This window comes from Micromonospora sp. NPDC002575 (assembly GCF_042889525.1).
Lineage (GTDB): Bacteria > Actinomycetota > Actinomycetes > Mycobacteriales > Micromonosporaceae > Micromonospora > Micromonospora carbonacea.
Map to the genome: position 1 here is coordinate 24,880 of NZ_JBIARA010000029.1, position 17,767 is coordinate 42,646.

Annotated in this window: 14 protein-coding genes and 1 pseudogene; 5 read left to right on the forward strand and 10 right to left on the reverse strand. The window is 73.0% G+C overall.

Features of this window, described 5'->3' with window-relative positions:
* Nucleotides 1-6: 6 nt before the first annotated feature.
* Genes ACFYWL_RS28910 through ACFYWL_RS28930 form a run of 5 tightly spaced genes read right to left on the reverse strand, consistent with a single transcriptional unit; the run spans nt 7 to nt 4,131 of the window.
* Complete coding sequence (locus tag ACFYWL_RS28910) at nt 7-1,473, reverse strand: SCO6880 family protein (protein WP_386979164.1); 1,467 nt, start codon at nt 1,471-1,473, stop codon at nt 7-9.
* Entirely contained in the window at nt 1,470-2,750 is a 1,281-nt protein-coding gene (locus ACFYWL_RS28915) for a hypothetical protein (RefSeq protein WP_386979167.1), read from the reverse strand. Before ACFYWL_RS28915 ends, ACFYWL_RS28910 begins: the two co-directional genes overlap by 4 nt.
* Nucleotides 2,751-3,494, reverse strand: a complete 744-nt coding sequence (locus ACFYWL_RS28920; RefSeq protein ID WP_386979168.1) for a hypothetical protein — start codon at nt 3,492-3,494, stop codon at nt 2,751-2,753.
* Nucleotides 3,495-3,502: 8 nt separating this feature from the next.
* On the reverse strand, nt 3,503-3,799 hold the full coding sequence (locus tag ACFYWL_RS28925; RefSeq protein WP_357750395.1) for a hypothetical protein: 297 nt from the start codon (nt 3,797-3,799) through the stop codon (nt 3,503-3,505).
* Nucleotides 3,796-4,131, reverse strand: coding sequence for a hypothetical protein (locus ACFYWL_RS28930; RefSeq protein ID WP_386979172.1), 336 nt, complete (start codon nt 4,129-4,131; stop codon nt 3,796-3,798). The genes ACFYWL_RS28925 and ACFYWL_RS28930 overlap by 4 nt, the downstream gene beginning before the upstream one ends.
* A 611-nt stretch (nt 4,132-4,742) precedes the next feature.
* On the opposite strand from ACFYWL_RS28930, the gene ACFYWL_RS28935 reads away from it, so the two are divergent.
* Both ACFYWL_RS28935 and ACFYWL_RS28940 read left to right on the forward strand, forming a co-directional pair.
* Nucleotides 4,743-5,036, forward strand: a complete 294-nt coding sequence (locus tag ACFYWL_RS28935; protein WP_386979175.1) for a hypothetical protein — start codon at nt 4,743-4,745, stop codon at nt 5,034-5,036.
* Nucleotides 5,033-6,169, forward strand: a complete 1,137-nt coding sequence (locus ACFYWL_RS28940) for a M23 family metallopeptidase (protein WP_386979178.1) — start codon at nt 5,033-5,035, stop codon at nt 6,167-6,169. Before ACFYWL_RS28935 ends, ACFYWL_RS28940 begins: the two co-directional genes overlap by 4 nt.
* Nucleotides 6,170-6,240: 71 nt before the next feature.
* Here the strand turns inward: ACFYWL_RS28940 and ACFYWL_RS28945 are convergent, their stop codons facing one another.
* A complete protein-coding gene (locus tag ACFYWL_RS28945; RefSeq protein ID WP_386979181.1) occupies nt 6,241-6,570 on the reverse strand; it encodes a hypothetical protein in 330 nt (109 codons plus the stop codon).
* Nucleotides 6,571-7,123: 553 nt separating this feature from the next.
* On the opposite strand from ACFYWL_RS28945, the gene mobC reads away from it, so the two are divergent.
* Genes mobC through ACFYWL_RS28960 form a run of 3 tightly spaced genes read left to right on the forward strand, consistent with a single transcriptional unit; the run spans nt 7,124 to nt 10,231 of the window.
* Entirely contained in the window at nt 7,124-7,483 is a 360-nt protein-coding gene (mobC, locus tag ACFYWL_RS28950) for a plasmid mobilization relaxosome protein MobC (RefSeq protein WP_386979184.1), read from the forward strand.
* Nucleotides 7,483-8,976 (forward strand): relaxase/mobilization nuclease domain-containing protein, encoded by a 1,494-nt coding sequence (locus ACFYWL_RS28955; RefSeq protein WP_386979187.1) that lies wholly within the window; start codon nt 7,483-7,485, stop codon nt 8,974-8,976. Before mobC ends, ACFYWL_RS28955 begins: the two co-directional genes overlap by 1 nt.
* A gap of 16 nt (nt 8,977-8,992) precedes the next feature.
* A complete protein-coding gene (locus ACFYWL_RS28960) occupies nt 8,993-10,231 on the forward strand; it encodes a hypothetical protein (RefSeq protein WP_386979190.1) in 1,239 nt (412 codons plus the stop codon).
* 147 nt (nt 10,232-10,378) lie between these two features.
* Here the strand turns inward: ACFYWL_RS28960 and ACFYWL_RS28965 are convergent, their stop codons facing one another.
* The 4 genes and pseudogenes from ACFYWL_RS28965 to ACFYWL_RS28980 form a co-directional block, all read right to left on the reverse strand.
* A complete protein-coding gene (locus tag ACFYWL_RS28965) occupies nt 10,379-15,742 on the reverse strand; it encodes a helicase-related protein (protein ID WP_386979269.1) in 5,364 nt (1,787 codons plus the stop codon).
* 146 nt (nt 15,743-15,888) lie between these two features.
* A complete protein-coding gene (locus tag ACFYWL_RS28970) occupies nt 15,889-16,302 on the reverse strand; it encodes a hypothetical protein (protein WP_386979272.1) in 414 nt (137 codons plus the stop codon).
* Nucleotides 16,303-17,104: 802 nt separating this feature from the next.
* Nucleotides 17,105-17,521, reverse strand: a pseudogene (locus ACFYWL_RS28975) (DNA primase); the annotation flags it as partial.
* The gene (locus ACFYWL_RS28980) at nt 17,521-17,694 is read right to left on the reverse strand and encodes a hypothetical protein (protein ID WP_386979194.1); all 174 of its coding nucleotides are present in this window, start codon (nt 17,692-17,694) and stop codon (nt 17,521-17,523) included. The pseudogene ACFYWL_RS28975 and the gene ACFYWL_RS28980, both read right to left, overlap by 1 nt.
* Nucleotides 17,695-17,767 lie beyond the last annotated feature (73 nt).

Genomic DNA, 17,767 nt, shown 5'->3' on the forward strand with positions numbered 1-17,767 from the left:
CGCCGCCTAGAAGGGGATCGTGGCGTGGGTGGGCAGGACAACGCCAGCGGGGAGGCTGGCGGCGAAGCCGGCGGCCTGGCAGCCGTACATCGGCCGCAGCGCCAGGCGGGCCTCCCCGGCGCGGGCCCGGATGACGCCGGTGGCCTCACCGAGGTGCTTCTCGTCGGCGACGGTGGCGGTGACCAGCACGGTGAACCGGACGACGCCGGCCCCGGTGGCCTCTTCCTCGGCGGCCTGTTCGGCGGCGGCCAGGTCGGTCAGGTCGCGGGCGCTGGGCCGGTGCTTCTTGCTGGCCAGGAACCGGGCGTCGCGTTTGTCGGACTCGACGAGCCGGGCGGCCTCGGCAGGGGAGTACGGCCGGTAGATCATCGTGACCCGCTTGCGCAGTAGCTGCGGGTCCGGGTCGGTGAGGCGGGAGAACAGCCGCGAGTACACCACCCCGCGTGGGGCCTCGACCATGCACCAGGTGCGCGAGACGCCGGAGTCGTGCCGGTAGGAGTCCCAGCTTTCCCGGGTGGCGACCGGGCCGGCCTGCGTCCAGTCGGGGGCGAGGTGCGGGTCGCGGGCGAGGTCCAGCGCGGCGGCCGGGTCGTAGGCGGCGCGGACGACCGCGGCGAGGCTGCGCGCGGACATCGGCACGATCCCGGCGCCGGTGGCTCCGGTGAGCCCAGCGTGCAGGTGCGGTAGCCGGGCGGCGACCTCCCGGCAGACGTCCTCGTGGGACATGGACCGGCCCGGCGGGGCGGTGTAGGTGAGGGAGACTCGGGTGTCGACGGTGGCGGACCCGGCCGGGGAGGAGCGGACGACGTCGTCGAGGACCTGCAGGGCCAGGGCGGGGGCGTCGGGCCGGGACGTCGCGGCCACCTCGGCGGCGAGCCGGGTGCCGGGATCCGGGGTGGTCTCGACCGTGACCTGCGCCTGCACCAGGTGGGGCTCGCGCGACAGCGCTGCCAGCCAGACGGCCAGGTGCCCGACCCGGGCGTCGATGACCGCCTGGTCGACCAGGTCCATGCCCTCCGGCGCGCACCGCAGGGTGACGGTGTAGTGGCGGCTCTGCGGCACCACGACCACGGCGAGCCGGCCGGCGCGGCCGGTTTCCACCTCGTATACCTCGGAGCGTGCCAGCACTCCGGGCAGTTGGTGCGCGTCGGTGACGCGGGAGGCCACCCCGGACACGTACACGTGGTGACGGCGGGCCCGGGTCAGCCACCAGGCGACCCGGGCGGTGAGAACCTGGAACCCGGTGCGTCCGTTGACCCGGATCGCCAGCGGGGCGAGCGCCAGCACGCCGACCACGGCGGTGATCAGCGCCGCGAGGGTGGACACGGGCAGCATCGCGGCGGCGAGCACCATCACCAGGAACGCCGCGATGGTGCCGGCGGGGCCCAACCCGAACAGGCCAGCGCCCCGGCCGAGACGCCAGTTGCCGTAGGTGCGCTGTTCAGCCGGACGGTCGTGCACCTGACTGCTCATCCCTCACCTTCCACCGCTCCGGTCGCGGCGGTGCCGCCGACCTTGCGGACGACCGTGGGTCCGGCCTTGGCTGCGGCGACGCCCGCTGCGGCCGCTATGCCGATCGGCCCGGCGGCGGCTGCCCCGGCACCAGCGGCCCCGGCACCGGCACCGGCGGCCCCCGCGCCTGCTCCGGCCGCGCCCGTGCTCGCCGAGCCGGCCCCCGCCGCTGCCGTCCCGGTGCCTGTGCTGGCGGAGCCGGTGGCACCCGCGCCGGGAGTCGGTGTACCTCCGCCTCCTGCGGGGCGGCGGGGGGAAGGCACTGACGGCGTCGCGCCGCCGGGCCCGTTGGTGCCGGCGTCGCCCTGGCCCCGGCCTGACCCGCCAGCGGCGTTGCTGAGACGGATCGCGCCGGAGGCGACCTGACCGCCGCTGGACACCGCGGCGGCTGTCACACCACCGGATCCGCCGGTGGACAGGACGGACACGGCGGGCGCGAGCAGCCTCATCAGCGCGGGTAGGGCGACGATGGCCATGCAGAACGCGACCAGACCGGTGAGCAGCGTGGTGAGGTCCTGGCCGTGGCCGAGCAGCCAGAACGCCGCAGCGTAGATCGTGGCCGCTGTCGGCTTGTACAGCACCAGCGCGAGCAGCCAGGTCAGATACCGGTCGCGCACCGACTGCCCCGCCCGGGAGATGCCGGCCGAGGCGACCAGCGGCAGGAGCCCGGGCAGCAGCACCAGGCCGACGCCACGGCCGAGCAGCATGAGCAACTGCACCAGGGAGCCCATGAACACCATCATCGACAGGCCGGTGACCATGAGGGCGGACAGGCCGTTGGTGGCGGTGGCCGGGGCCAGCGTCAGAAGCCGGTTGCCGAGGTCACCGTCGGCGGCGGCGTCGAGGATCCAGTTCGAGTAGCTGTCGCCGATGCTGATGAGTAGCTGCACCGCTGGCACGCCAGCACCCGCGAGCACCACCATGGTCACCAGCCCCTTGCCGAGGGTGCCGGCTTCCCTGCCGTCGCGTTCCCAGGCCAGGCGTCCGGCGGCGACCAGCACCGCGCCGACCGCGACGGCGGCCACGGCCCAGGACGTGTAGGCCCGCAGGTAGGCGACGGTGCCGGACTCCTGGGTCACGTCTGGGGTGGGGATGCTGAGCCAGCCGGTGACCATCGCGCGGAGCATCTCGGCGGCAGCCTCGGACATCTGCTCGGCGATCTCCTCCAGGAACCGTCCCGCGGCGCTCTCGACGGCCTTACCGGGGATGCAGAGCGGGTCGACGACGGGAACGCACACCTACCGCGCCCCCCACTCGACGACCCCGACCAGGTCGGACGTCTCCCGGTTGATCGCCGTCCAGGCGCCGCCGGGAGGGGCGACCATGCGCCAGTCACCCTCGCGCCACCGCAGGGTCAGCGACAGCACGTGGTAGCGCGGGGTCCCGGCCGACGGCGCGCGCAGCACCAGCCCGATCACCGCCGTGTCGGGGCTGTAGGACTGGTACTGGTATCCGACGATCTGACTCAGCTCACCGGGCTGCGCCGGGGGCTCGCCGGCCTCGCGCAGCGTGGCCAGGAGCCGGTCGCGGTCCGGCGACGGCTCGAACTGCTGCTGGATCGTGGGCTCCCACGATGCGCGGCCGGCCGAGAAGCCGGACCGCACGACGAGCTGCGCGGCGGCGACGAGCGCGCCGACCGGGGTGTGGGCATACCCGGACGCGACGCCTCCGTCGCTGGTGCGGGGGCCGGCCGAGGCGCTGACCGGCACCGCCGTCTGCCCCACGAGTTCCCACGTCACATCGTCCGGCGCGGCGGTGGGCGGCGTGGTCCGCTGCCCGTCCGTGCTGGTGTTGTCGGGTGGGGCCGCCGTGGCGGTGGGACCCACCCCAACCGGGGGCGCGGGATCGTCGGGGCGCAGCACGACCGCCAGGCCGACGACGAGGCCGGCCACCAGGACGAGCGCGATCAGCGCCACGGCGGCGACGAACCCTGGCCGCGCCCACGGGGGACGCCCGGCGAAGTCCTGCGTTGGGTGCGACATTCCGTCTCCTAGTCGACCAGCGCCGCGACGATCGAGGACGCGCTGCCGATGAGGATGCAGGCGGCGAAGACCCAGCCGAGCTGGGAGACGTTGGTGTCGTCACCCCGACGGTGCGCCATGGCCATCTTCGCTGCGGTGTAGAGCAGGCCGCCGACGCACGCGGCGGTGGCGAGGTAGGCGATCCACTTGAGGAGCTGCAGGACGTTCTCGCTGACGCCCGGTGGGGCCTCACCGCCGCCCGGGTCCGGTACGGCCGCCAGCACCGCCGCGATGTGGATCTGCTCCAAGCCCTCGACGAGCGTCATCGTGATCCCTTCCGGGTGGTTGTCTGCCAGATTGCGTTGCGCAGGGCCTCGACGTCCGGGGGGATGCCGACGTCGTGCGGGTCATCGGCGGCGAGCAGCGCGTCGACCCAGCCGACCCGCCACACCCGGGGCACCCAGCCGCCGAGCAGTTGGAGCCGTTCGGTGGCGATACGCGGCGGTCGTCGGGGTGACGCCGCCACCGCGACGACACCGAGGATCGAGGTCGTGTGGGACATGCCGGCGCGGCGGCGCCACTGCTCGACCGCGCCGGTGGCCGCCCACGTGCCGTGCGCTGAGACGCGGCAGACCAGCACGACCTGAGCGGTCGGCATGTCCGGTGTCATGGCAGGCCACGCCGACCCGAAGTCCACGCCGTACCCGGTCAACCGGGCGCAGGTGCTGGTCCCCGCGCCGCCGTGGCATCCCACCCACCACACGGGCGGCCACCCCTGCTGGAGGTGATGCTGCGGAATCACCGCGAGGGGCAACTGGGGTGGGGTGCCGGGGCGGGGGCGAGTGCGGATGGCCGCCGCGCCCCTCTTCACCGTTCGATCGCCTCTGATTCTCGACCCGTTGCCTTAGCCGTCATGTGATCCCTCCCCCGATCAAGGTCACCGACGAGTACCAGACAGTAGCACCGCATTTCCAGGTGGATCTATGGTGATTGCTCTGCTGCTATGGACGCGATTAGTTGCACGGGGGAGGCGTCGACTTGGCTTGCAGAAGGGTCACATCCCTTTGCCTAATGTGCGCAATGGTCGTCGCGGTGGTGTCATTGGCAGGATGCATAGGGCCGCCGGCCGCGCCGACATCGGCACCTGAGCGGAGTCGACCAACTCTTGCGGAGGCCGGTACGTCCTCGGCGTCGGCGGAGCCGCCCGGCGAGGACGACCACGACCATCCGCCGACGGCGCGTACTCCACCGGCCTCCGGTGCGCTGACGGTGGCGGCGGCGTTCGCCGCAGCGTGGGCTCGCCCGGACCTGACGGCGCAGCAGTGGTGGGAGCAGATCGCGCCGCTCTGCGAGCCTGCGTTCGGCCGGACGCTGCGGACGGTGGACCCGGCTCGGGTGCCGGCGACGCGGATCACCGGCCGGCCGGTCGCCGTCCAGCCACCAAAGGACGGCAGGGCGACGTACCGGGTGGCCACCGACGCGGGCACGCTGAGCGTCGCCCTCGCGGCGATCGACGGCCGCTGGGTGGCCGTCGACAACGACTTCGTCCGGACCGTGCGATGACCCGCCGGTCGGTCGCGCTCACCGTGGCGATCCTGGCCGCTGTCGCCATGCTCTGCGGGGGGATGGTGGGGCTCCCGGTGATGCTGTTCGGGCAGATGCAGGCCGAGGCGGCGGCGTGCGAGCTGCCGTCCGCGCCGCAGGCGTCGCCAGTGCCGGGCGTGGGGGAGTGGAACAGCGCCCAGACCACCCACGCGACGGTGATCGTGTCGGTCGGGCGTCAGCGGCGCGTCGCACCCCGAGGCTACGTCATCGCCCTGGCGGTGGCCATGCAGGAGAGCACGTTGCGCAACCTCGCCAACAGCACCGTGCCCGAGTCCCTGAACCTCCCGCACGACGGCGTGGGTAGCGACCACGACTCGGTCGGGCTGTTCCAGCAGCGTCCCGGTTGGGGCAGCGTCCACGAGCGAATGACGCCCAGCTACGCCGCCGGGAAGTTCTACGAGGCGCTGGTCGACGTCGACGGCTGGCAGCGCATGCGCCTGACCGACGCCGCGCAGGCCGTGCAGCGCTCTGGCACACCGGAGGCGTACCAGAAGTGGGAGGACGACGCCGAGGCCCTCGCGGCGCAGATCCTCGGCCTGCCGAACATTGACGACATCGGCGGCGGGGACCCCACCGCCCCCTGCGGGGCCGACGACCTCGGCCCGGTGCCGGTCGGACCCGGTGGGTGGGTGCAGCCGATCCGAGCCACCATCGTCAGCCCTTTCGGTCCGCGAGGCGGCCGTCTCCACGCCGGCGTGGACCTGTCGAGGCAGGACGTGCGGGGCGACCCGATCCGCGCGGCAGCGTCCGGCGTGGTGGAGCAGGTCAAGTGCGACTGGTACACCACGTGCGACCGCGACGGCAGCACGAGCCGGCGTGGCTGCGGGTGGTACGTCGACATTCGGCACCCGGGCGACGTCGTCACCCGCTACTGCCACATGATCCGTCGGCCTGAGGTGTCCATCGGTCAGCGGGTCACGGCCGGCACGGTCATCGGGTTCGTGGGCAGCAGCGGCGGCAGCTCGGGCCCGCACCTGCACTTCGAGGTCCATGTCGACGTCCCCGAGGGCCCTTACCACGCCAACGGTGCCAACGCAGTCGATCCTGTGGCGTGGATGCGCAACCGCGGCGCTCCGCTGGGGCCGACGTGAGCCGGACACACGCGACGGCCTCCTCCACCGCAGTGAAGGAGGCCGTCGTCGTGCCAGCACCGGTGCCCTGGCTACGGCTGCCCGGACTCGTCGTGTACCGCCACCTGCTCACCGGGCGTGGAGGGCGTCGCGGTTCGCGGGGCGCGACGACGTCGACTCGGGCCGGGCTCTGGTGCGTCCAGGCCGAGCCTGGCCAGCTCGTCCTCAGTCCAGCCGCCCTGCACCGCCGCCGCGTACCGCTCGGCGTACCGGGTGCTGGCCTCGTGCAGGGCCCCGGCGAGTTGGTCACGCTCGTGCCGCGCTGTGGCCGCCTCACCGACCAGGGTGGCGCGCTCGCGCAGCAGGTGCAGCGCCGCCCTCTCGGTCTCGCTGCGTACGGCCTTGGCGCTCTGTTCGGCCATGAGGTCCTCCCCCGGACGACTCAGTGGTGGCTGTGGACGCCGAGCTTAGCGGTCAAGATCGATACGCGCGGTACCGCTTTCCCGTCCCTGACGTTGGGCGGCGGCCGGCCACCTTTTCCGACCCTCACGAGACGAGGCTCTGCCGCGCGCCGTCCAGCGCGTTGGACGCCGCAGCGGTTTCAGGCTGCGCGCACAAGGCCCTTCGGCAGCGCCGTAGCGAGCCGTTCTGGCGTCGTCGGAGGCAGGTGGTGCCGGGGGCCAGCCCCCGGACCCCCGGACCGTCACTCGCCGCAGGAGGTTGGGTCCGTGGTGGTCCGGATGGGAGACCGCGCTGCCGGGCCCGCTCCGACGGCACCAACCCCGGGTGCCGTCGGAGCAAGTTGGAGTAAAAGTCTGACTTTTGGTCAGACGGGCCGCGTTGCGGCCGGGCAGATCAGGGCGGCGTCGGCCCGCCGGGAGGGTGGTCGACGTGGCTGAGTCGCCGCAGGTCGGTGTGGTCCGGTTCGGTGCCAGTGAGCGCCGGCGGCGTGCTCATACCGATGATGATCCGCGGGTGCACCGGGTGACCGTGCGGCTGTCCGAGGTGGAACGGGCGGCGGTCGAGGCGAACGCGGCGGCGGCCCGGATGGCCACCTCGGCGTACCTGGCGGAGGCCGGTTCGGCACCGCTCGTGCCCGCCCCGCCCGGTCAAGGTGGGGGCGGGGAGACGGGCCCGTTGCTGGTCGAGTTGATGGGCGTGCACCGGCAGGTGCGGGGCGCGGCGACCAACCTCAACCAAGCGGTGACACGGCTGCACTCGACCGGTGAGCCGGCCGGGGACCTGGCCGCCACGGCGGCGTACCTGGCGCGGATCGCGGCCCGCGTCGACGACCTCGTGACCGCGATTGCCGCCGCCCAGACCGGTCGACGCTGATGATCCCGAAGGTCACCTACGGCACCCGGGTCCGGGGACTGCTGGAGTACCTGTGGGGCCCGGGGAAGGCCGAGGAGCACGTCGCTCCGCACCTGGTCGCCGGGTACGACGATGTGGCGCGGCTGGCTCCCGGCCGGCACGACCGCGACGGCGAGCGGTGGTCGCTGGACAAGCTGGCGGCGCGGTTGGACGCGCCGCAGATCGCCGCCGGCGAGCGCGGAGTGAAGCAGTACGTGTGGCAGTGCTCGCTGAGTCTGCCGGCCCAGGAGGGGCAGCTCGACGACGCGACGTGGGGGCGCATCGCGGGCCGATTCGTGCAGGAGATGGGCTTCGCTGGTGACGCGGAGCGGGCCGGGTGCCGGTGGATTGCGGTGCGGCACGGCCTGTCGGTCAAGGGCAACGACCACGTGCACCTGGTCGTCACCCTCGCCGCCGAGGACGGGGCGCCGGTGTGGCTGCGGCAGGACAAGCGGCGCAGCCAACAGGTCGCCGATCTCTTGGAGGATGAGTTCGGGCTGGGCAAGTGGACACCCGGTCGGGCCGGGGCGACTCGGCGTCCGGAGCTGACCCGGCCCGAGGTGGAGCGGGCCCGGCGCGTCGACCAGACGCCGGACCGGGAGCTGCTGCGCCGCCAGGTCCGGGCGGCGCTCGCTGGGGCCACCAGCGAGGCCGAGTGGGTCGCGCGGATGAAGGGCGCCGGCCTCCTGGTCGCTGCGCGCACCTCTGCGACCGACCGGGACCAGGTGGTCGGATACGCCGTGGCGCTACCGCCGGCCGGTGCCGGCAAGCCGCACTGGTACGCCGGGCGCAGCCTGGACGGTGACCTGAGCCTGACCCAGATTCGTAAGCGGTGGCCCGACGTGCCCCCTCCGGTGGCCGGGCAGTGGAAGACGGCGGATTCCGCGGAATCGCCCACGCTGCGCGGTGAGGACCGGATGGCGGTGTGGAGGTCGTCGGCCGCCGCCTTGGAGGCGATCAGCGGACGGCTGGGCGGCGTCGCGCCGGGCTCACCGCAGTGGCCGGTGGTGGCCCGGGCCAGCGCCGACCTACTGGCCCGGGTCGCGGCGGCCACCGAGCCGTCCGGGCGGGGACCGGTGACGCGGGCGGCTGACGCACTGGCCCGAGCGGCGGCCCCACCGCGTCGCGCACCGGCACCGGCGGCGTCGACGATCGCCGTCGAGCTGGGTCGGGTCGCCGACGCGCTGATGGTCACCGGTCCTGCCCGCGACGGCGGGGAGGCGGCGGTGCTGCTCGCCGTGGTCGTGCAGGTGGCCCGGCTGGTTGTGGCGTTGGCCGAGCTGCGCGCGGCCGAGCAGCAGGCGCACGCGGCCGGGGCGGCGGCCAGGGCGGCGGCGCACCTGATGCCGCTGCTCGCCCAGGGCGCGGCGCACGTCGAGCGGGAGGTTCCGGGCCCGCGCGTCGGGCGCGAGGAGCCGGACGTGACGTGGGCTCGTGCCCGCGTCGACCCGGCGGATCAGCAGACGCAGCGATGAGAGACGGGGAGAGGTAGTGGCCGACAACGAGATGGCCGAGATCCAGCAGCGGGCCACCGCGGCGATGATCGTCGCGATCCAGGCCGCCGGCCAACTAGCCCAGGTGCTTATCGACGCCCGCATCGCGCAACTGCACCGCGCCGCGAGAGCCAGCGAGGAGCAGGCCCGGCAGGCCCGCGCGCAGGCGCGTGCGGCACAGCAGGCCGACGCGGCGGTGTGGCGGCCGGCGATGCGGACGGCGTGGTGGCGGACTGCCGGAACGGAGGACATCGCTCGGGTGTGGCGGGCCGCGTCGACGTGGCAGCACGTCGATCCCCGGGCGCAGCAGGCCCGGCAGACGGTCGTCGACCAGCTCGCCAAGCGGGCAGGCCGGGCAGCCGAGAAGCCCGAGCCGGCGCGCGAGCCAGACGACATCGAGGTGCTGTCCGACGCTGTCGACCGGGCGGTGCGCGAGGCCACGGACCGGGCGCGGCGGCCGACGATGTCCACCGAGGCGGTGCGTGACAGGCAGGAGCGGATGGCTGCCGAGGTCCGCAAGGCATGGCCGTCTGGGCAGCGGGCCGAGCGGGTGCTCGGATGCGAGGCGTGGGGCGCTCTGGCGTACACGCTGGAACAAGCGCAGCAAGCTGGCCACGATGTGCAGCGGCTCCTGCGCGGTGTGCCCGACTTCGTCGACCGGGCCCGGACCCCAGGAGCGTTCGCATGTCGCGTGGTGCAGGACCAGCTCGACGGGCGAGTCGACCTCGGCACGGTGCGGAGAGACCGCAGCCAGGGAAACGCTCCGGAACAGCCGGCCCGCCCGGAGCCGTCCGGCCGTGTGGTTCCGGCCGCCGCAGAACGAGCGGGGATTCAGCGTGCGGGCGGCGTTGACGGTGCGCGTCTGCGTGCCGCGGCGGTCGCCTACTGGACGGAGCGGAAGGCGACTGCTGATCAGCTCGACAGCGAGTCGACCACGCCGGAGACGATCAGGCAGGTCACTTATGCCGTCAACCAGCTTGCGGCCTACCGCAACCGGAAGGACACGATGCGGGTGTTCGGTGGAGAGCAGCCAGCGGACCAGACGGGCATCCTGGCCCGAGTTGATCGAGCAACGGAGACTGTGGCCAGCAGTGACCCTGTGGCGACGGCCGCTCGGGCGTTTCCCGTCTCGACCCGTGATGCGGTGGCTGCCACCCCGCAGACCAGCAGTGACGTAGCCGGGCGGGTACCTGCGGCGACGGCCGTGGAGGCGGGGCTCGACTCGCCCAGCCGGTAGGGTCTGCCGCCTTTCCCAGGCCACCGTTGACCGGTGGCAAGCCGACCCGGACCGCAGCGCCGGCTACGGCGCGAGGACCGGAAGCGGCGCGGCAGCACCTTCTTGAAAGCGCGACAGTCGAAAAGGGGACGCTCGCCGATCGGCCCCCTACCGGTCAAGATCAGGCTCGGCCGTTGGCGTGTTCCCGCGAGCTACCGCCGCTTCGGGCCGCTTTGTCGCTGGCGTCAACGCGGCAGCGGTGGCGGACGGGAACGCGATAGCTGCCACAGCGGCGGTTGTAGCCGCAGTGGAAGTTGGCGTGGGCTCGGCTGACGGCAACGGCGGAGGTGGCGCATCACGTACTGCCCGATGCGTGGCCTGGCCGGCGGCGCTGTAGAGGGTCTGGCGCCAGGTTGGGTCGTCGCACTTGAGCATCACTGCGACGGCCATCTCCGTGTTGCTGGGGTCCGCGAGGGCGTGGGTGAGCGCCTTGTCGAACGGGGTGGAGAAGGCGGCCAGGTCGGTGGTGCGGGCGGCGTCTTGGACTGCGCCGCTGCCGGCGACGTGCTGCACACGTCGGTCCAGCCATGCCTGTTCGTCGAGAGTGAGGCTGTCGCGTAGGCCCGCCGGCATCCAGTCGCCGACCGTGACGGGCACTGCGGGCGGGACGGAGGACGGTGGTGGGGTCGTGTCGGCCATGAGGTCGATGACCGCGTTGATCGCGCGGAGCCGGCGACGGGTGTCGAGCAGCTCGTCTCGACGTGGGAACGGCTGGTCGAGTTGCTCGGTGGCGCGGGCGATCTCTTCGTGCTGACCGGCGATGCGGGCCTGCACAGTGGCTCGCGCGCCATCCAGGTCGGCGAGCTGGTTCTCCAGGCGGCGGATGAGGCCGGTGGGGTCGCCCTCCACGGCGGAGGTGAGGCCGATGGTGGTGGAGGAGTCGGGGATTCCGTCGAATCGCAGGGCGACGAGCATGCCGTCGCGGCCGGACCAGAACACCGCGTCGACGGCGAAGCCGCCGAGCTGGGCGACGCCGGAGGCTTCCCGCCGGTCGGTGGAGGCGACGCCCTGCGCCGTGGCGGTCAGGGCGTGTTGCAGCGCCCGGCCGGCTTCGGCGCGTTTGGTGAACCGGTGCCCGGCGACAGTCATGGCGAACTTCTCGCCGCGGGTGTCCTGGCGGCGGGCGATGACGTCGTCGAGCACCTCGACACGGCGGGTGTCCTTGGTGATCCACGCCTTCAGCTCGCCGATCTGCCGACGCAGCGCCGCCTGGGTGTTGTGGTGGGTCCGGTCGGCGCGTTCGAGCCGGGTGAGGTCCTGGGCGACCTGCTCGCGGTCCATCAGCAGCGGGTTGCCGGTGGCGATGGCCTTGATCTGGTGCGCTTGCAGGGTCTCGTCGCTGACGTCCTCGATCTCTCGGGCGGAGGTGCCGCGCATGATCTGGTCGATGAAGGTGCCCTTGCGGGCCACGGTCTGCCAGGAGAAGGCGTCGAAGCTGCCGGCGACGACGTAGCGGTAAATGCTGACCTCGGCGTTCTGGTTGCCCTGGCGCAGGATGCGGCCCTCGCGCTGCGTGACGTCGGCGGGCCGCCACGGGCAGTCGAGGTGGTGCAGCGCGACCGCGCGGGCCTGAACGTTGGTGCCGACGCCCATCTTGGCGGTCGAGCCGATGAGCACGGCGACATCCCCGGAGCGGCAGGCGTTGAACAGGCTGGCCTTCTTGGCGTCGGTGTCGGCCTCGTGGATGTAGCGGATCTTCTCCCGGGGCATCCCTCGGTCGACGAGCAGGTCGGAGAGGGCGTCGTAGACGTTCCACCTCTCCGGGTTGGGGGTGGACTGGTCGCAGAACACGATCTGTAGGGCACCCGGGGTGGGGTGCGGCACCGGCGTGGCGGCGTCGGGGTTGATCAGATAGACGGTGTCGCGGGTGTCGCGCCAGATCGCCGCGATGCGGTCAGCAGCGGCGTCGATCTTGCCGGGGCTGTTCTGCGCGCCGCCGATCAGGCGCATGTCCAGGGAGGCGGCGCGGGCCTCCCCGGAGACCTTGAGCATGTTGTCCTGCTCCGGTTCGACGCGGCGGTTGCGGATGTCCTCCACGCGCTCGTCGAGGCTGGAGATGAACTCCTCCAGCTCGGGTGACGGGTCGAGGGTCACGATGTGCGGGCCGCGTTCGCCGTCGTCTCGTCGGGTCAGCAGTGGCGTGGGCAGCGCCAGGTCCTCGGGTGTGCGGACGTCCCCGTAGGTCCGCATCATCAGCGACAGCTCGGGCACGTTGGTGTACTTGGCGAGCCGGGCGCGCATCTGGAAGCCCTGCCCGGTCGGCGACACCTCGATCGCGGTCACGACCTTGGCGAAGGTGGCGGCCCAGGTGTCGAAGTCGGTGGTGCCGCTGGCCGCCAGTAGGTCCGGGCGGAGTTGGCGGGTCACCACGTACAGCTCTCGCACGCTGTTGGCGATCGGGGTGGCGGTGGCACCACACACCACCCGAAGGCCCTGCTTGCGGCGCAGGTAGCTCAGCTTCATGCGGAAGTCGACTGCCCGGTCGGAGCCGTCGTGGCCGGCGTCGGGGATGGCGCTGTTGATGGTGTCGTTCTTCAGCTCATGCAGCTCGTCGCGGTAGATGAAGTCGATGCCGGTCTGCTCGAACGTGACCCCGGGGTCTCGGGCCTTGCTCAGCTTCTCCTTGATCCGTTCCTCTTTGCGCGCCAGGGTGTTCTGGAGCCGCTTGACGGTGCTGCTGCGCTTGGGGCTCTCGCCGCTGGCGATGGCCTGCTCACCGGCACGGACGATCTTCTCGCGCAGCTCTGCCAGCTCCTCGTTGAGGAAGGCGCGCTGCTCGTCTGGGGACAGCGACAGCCGCTCGAAGAACGAAGCGGCCATGATGATGGCGTCCCAGTCGCCGGTCGCGGCCCGGGCGACGAAGCGGCGGCGCCGCTGGGTGCTCATGTCGTCGCGGCCGGCGGCCAGCAGCCGGGCTCGGGGGTAGATCTGGAGGAACTCGCGGGTGAACTGCTCCAGCATGTGGTTGGGCACCACGATCGCCGGCTTGTTGACCAAACCGAGGCGGCGCTGTTCCATCGCGGAGATGGCCATCACGGCGGTCTTGCCCGCCCCGACGGCGTGGAACAGTCCGACCGCCGGCTCGGCGACGATGCGGGCCACCGCCTCCACCTGGTGCGGGCGGGGCACGAAGCCCACCGCGATGCCCGGCAGCGACCGGGTCACCCCGACGTAGGAGCGGGGCACGGTGGCGTTGAACATCTCGTTGTAGCGGGTGGCGACCTCGGCGGCCCGGTCCGGGTCCTCCCACACCCAGGCGCCGAAGCGTTCCTCCAGCTCGATCGCCTTGGCCTGCGCCGCCGCGGTGGCCTCCACGTCAAGGGCCCGCTTGCCTTCCTCCACCTCCACGAACACCCTGATCGGAGTCTTGGTCAGCAGCCGCTGCGCCAGGTCCGGCGCGGCCATGCCCGGCGTGCCCCAGGTAGAGCGGGCCAGCACGCCGGAGCGCAAGCCGCGGACCCGCCAGTCGGAGCCGCCGACGTGCTCCACCCGCAGCCCCGGGTCCCGCAGCGTTTCCCGAAGGAACTGCTCGACGACAGCGGCGGGCAGGAACGGCGCACCGAACGCCGCGTCGATCTCACCCGGCCCGAGGTCGCGGGGGATCACTCGTTGCAGGGCGCGCACGTTGGTCTCGAAAAGCGGGTCTTCCTCGGCGGCGGCCTCAGCGGCGCGCAGCTTGACCCGCACGTTGCCCGACAGGTACTCCGGGGCCTCCACGAGCCGCCCCGTGCCGGGTTCGTCGTAGACCAGCTCGCCGAGCGCGGCGCGGGCCTCCGGCTCGCTGACACCCAGCAGCCGTGCCACCTCCGGCAGCCGCACCTCGCCGTGGGTGTCGACGCAGATCGCGAGGGCGTCCTGCGGGGTGTCGGCACCGAGCTGCGGGGCCCGGGGCAGGATGACGCGCCGGGCGAAGATGTCGGCCTTGGTGGCGCGCTGGGTGGCTTCGTCGAAGTGTTCGAGGGCGAACACGGTGGCGGCGTTCGGGTCGGTCTGCCGGAACTTGCCCATCGGCGGGTTGATCCGGGCCAACTTCGGCTCGCCAGTCTCCGGGTCCGTGCGGCCGGTCGGGCGGCGGGTGTACCGGTTGAGCGGCCCGTAGGTGGCCACATAGGCGTCGTAGCGGTCGTTGAGCTGCGCGCGCAGCGCCGCCGGCGTGCCCTCGGCGGCCGGGCCTCCGTGCTCGTCGCCGTCGTCGAGGGTGGCCGCCTCGGCGGACAGCAGGGCGGTCACGGTGTCACGCAGCCTGAGCAGCGCCCGCAACTCGTCGGCCTGCGTGGCGGGCACCTCGTGAGGCACGACCTGACCATCGGCGACCGTGGTGAAGGCGCCGTCGTCCAGGGCCTCGATGTGGCCCTCGGCGCGGTCGGTCGGTGCGAGCACCGCCAGCGGTTCGGCTGGCCGGTCGGCGTCGTCACGTGGCGTCATGGCCAGCCCGTCGCGGCGGGCCTCGTCGACGACGTCGCGCAGTACCCGCGCCAGGTCCTCGGCCGTGTCGCCGCCCGCGCGCACGATCAGCTCGCCGTCGCGGTTCATGCCCCGCCCCAGCACCATCTGCCCGAGCACCCGCTCCGGCCGATCGAGGAAGTAGCCGTTGACGTGCTCAGGCTGTTCGGCGTCGGTGTCGAGGTCCAGGGGGCGGGTCTGCTCCCAGGTCATCGCCGCAGGCTCACGGTCCGGCTCGCGGCGGCGCAGGATCAGCAGGTCGGTGATGGCCTGCGTGCCGGCGGTGGCCTGGTGCGCGCCCGAGGGCAGGCGCACTGCGGCGACCAGGTCGGCCAGCGCGGCGATCTCCCGCCGGGCCGCCGGGTGCCGGGCGTCCATCGTGAAACGAGAGGTCAGCACCGCGACGAGCCCGCCGGGCCGGGTCAAGTGCAGGCTCTTGATGATGAAGTGGTTGTGCAGCGAGTGCCGGCCCGGGTTGTGCCGCCGGTCGAGCAGGGGCATCCGCGCGAACGGCACGTTGCCCACCGCCAGGTCGAACGCCCCGGACGGGGCGCGGGTCTCGGCGAAGCTCTCAGCGCGGATCTCCGCGTGCGGGTACAGGGCGGCGGCGATGCCGGCGGTCACCGGGTCCAGCTCCACCCCGACCATCCGCGCCGAGGACGGGGCCAGGCCGATGAAGTTGCCGGACCCGCAGCCCGGCTCCAGCACCGCGCCGCCGTCGAAGCCCAGCTCCCGCACCGCGTCCCAGATCGCCTGCACATAGGCGACGTCGGTGTAGTGCGCGTTGAGGACGGTGCGTTCCGCCGCGGCGTACTCCGCCGGCGACAGCAGCTCCCGCAACTCGGCTCGCTGCTCGGCGAAGCGGACGTAGTTGGGGTGGTTGGTGCGAGCCTCGAACACCCCCGCCACCGCACCCCACCCGGACCAGCGGGCCAGCACGGCCTGCTCCTGGGCGGTCGCCGGGCGACCGGCGGCCTGCACGTCCCGCAGGGTCCGCAAGGCGGCCAGGTTCGCCCGGAGCTTGGCCATCTCGCCGGCGGGCGCCAGATCTTGCTGGCCGCTGGGCCGGAACGATTCCGTGGCATCAACCGTCGCCGCGGCAGGCGCTTGGTCGACGGCGGCGGCCGGCCCAGTGTCACGAGGGCCGGCCGCGCCGACGTCGTCGACCGGAGCGGCTACCGGGTCGGCGTCACCGGGTCGTCGTTCTGGTCGTCCTCTTCCTCCGCGACCCGCTGCCACCACGGGTCGTTTGGGTCCTCCACCAGCGGCGTCCACGTCGGGCCCGCCGACGTCGTCGACGTGCTCGGCGTCTCGTCCGGCGGGCCGTCCGTCGCCGGGTCGATCAGGATCAGCTCGGGCAGGATCTCCTCCTCCGCCGTTCGCTGCGCCGCGTTCAGCCGGCCCAGCTTGCCGAGGTAGCCCTCGTCCGGCAGGTCCGGACCGGCCAGCTCCCGCGCCCGCTGCTCGATCGCCGTCGCTGCCTGCTCCCCCAAGGTCGAGAAGAAGCTGTTCGGGTCCTCGATGGTCGCGTACCGCTGGGGCAGGTACGTCTGCCAGTGCTTCTGGGCCTGAGCCCCGTACCGGTTCATCCCGCTCCTCCGTCTCTGATCGCTGCTGCTCCGGTGCTGATGTGGGCGGTTGCTCACTAGGAGCGGACGGAGGGCCGTTCGTCGCGGCAGCGCCGCTGAGCATCACCGGTGCCGGTGCGTCGACGGCGGTGTCCGGAGTCGTGGTCGCAGGTGCCGGCGGCGTGGGCATGACCGGCACACCCAGCCGGTCAGCGGCGTACGAGGCCCACCGGCGTACGAGGTCGGCGGGCTGCCCGTCGAGCATGGCGCGGATGGAGTCAGCGGCCACCGCCCGCCCCGCCCGCGTGACGAACCCCCGCACGGCCCGGGCGACCCGGCTGGTGACCGCAGCCTCCACCAGCGGGAAGGACTCCACCACCGCACCAGCACCGGGAAACGCGAACCCGAGCGGCCCTGGCCTGCTCGGATGCCGGGCCACGGCAGGAGCGAGCAGTTGATAGGCCCGTTCGGCGTGCCGGTCGTGCTTGTTTTCGAGGACGACGGTGACGCCGGCCGCCGTGTCGGCGTGCGCAGTGAGCGCGGCGACCTGCGATCCGGTCAACGCGGGCCCGGCGGGCGCTACCACCAGCGGCGCGTCCTCACCCAGCTCGGCGGCGCGTTCGGCCAAGGCGATGGCTTCCACCGCGCTGCGGGCCACGACGGCCCGGCCCGCCCGCTCCGGCTGCTCTGCCAGGCCGATGAGGCAGTCCGCCGGCCGGTAGACCGCCGTGGTCGGGCTGTGTAGCACCGGTGCCGCGTCGGTCGCCGCGCCGGGCGGGGCGTACCCGACCCACCCGGCGACCGGTGCGCCGGCTGCACGGTGGTCTCGCACCCCGACCATCACGCGGTTGCGGAACCGGTCGACCAACTGCCCGCCGCGGCTGGTCGCGGCCAGGCCACTGGCCACGATCTCGGCGTCGGTAAACCCACGCCGACGCAGCTCGTTGACGACCGTCGCCGGCCGGTCCGGGGCGTATCCCACCGTCCAACGCCCGTCAGTCGGCACGCCCTGTGCCGTCAGCCACCGCGATGGCCCTGGCGCGTCGTCGAGCTGCTGACGGTAGACCTCGACGGCGACGGCCTGGGCAGCAAGCAATCGCTGCCGGACAGTCTGGTCCACGGGCTGCGCCGGGGCGGGGCCAGCTACCTGCGCGGCCAGGGACTCTGCCCGACTCGCCAGGTCATTGGCCCGGTCCACCGACGCGATGATCCGCTCGACCGTGTCACGAGGCGCAGCCATCACCGATCCTGGCCCGCGCCATCACCATCTGGCAGCAGCCCCGCCGCACGCAGTGCCTCGAACACCCGCTGGTGATCGCCCAGCACCCGCGTGATCGCGTCGATCTGCTCCTGCAACCCGGCCAACGCCGCGTCGACGTCCCGCTCTGGACTGGCCTGGTGTGGCTCGCTCACGACTCCCCCGCATGATCGTTCGAGCACATCAAGGTAGCCGGCCGGCGCACACGCCGCACCCCCGTTGCCGGGC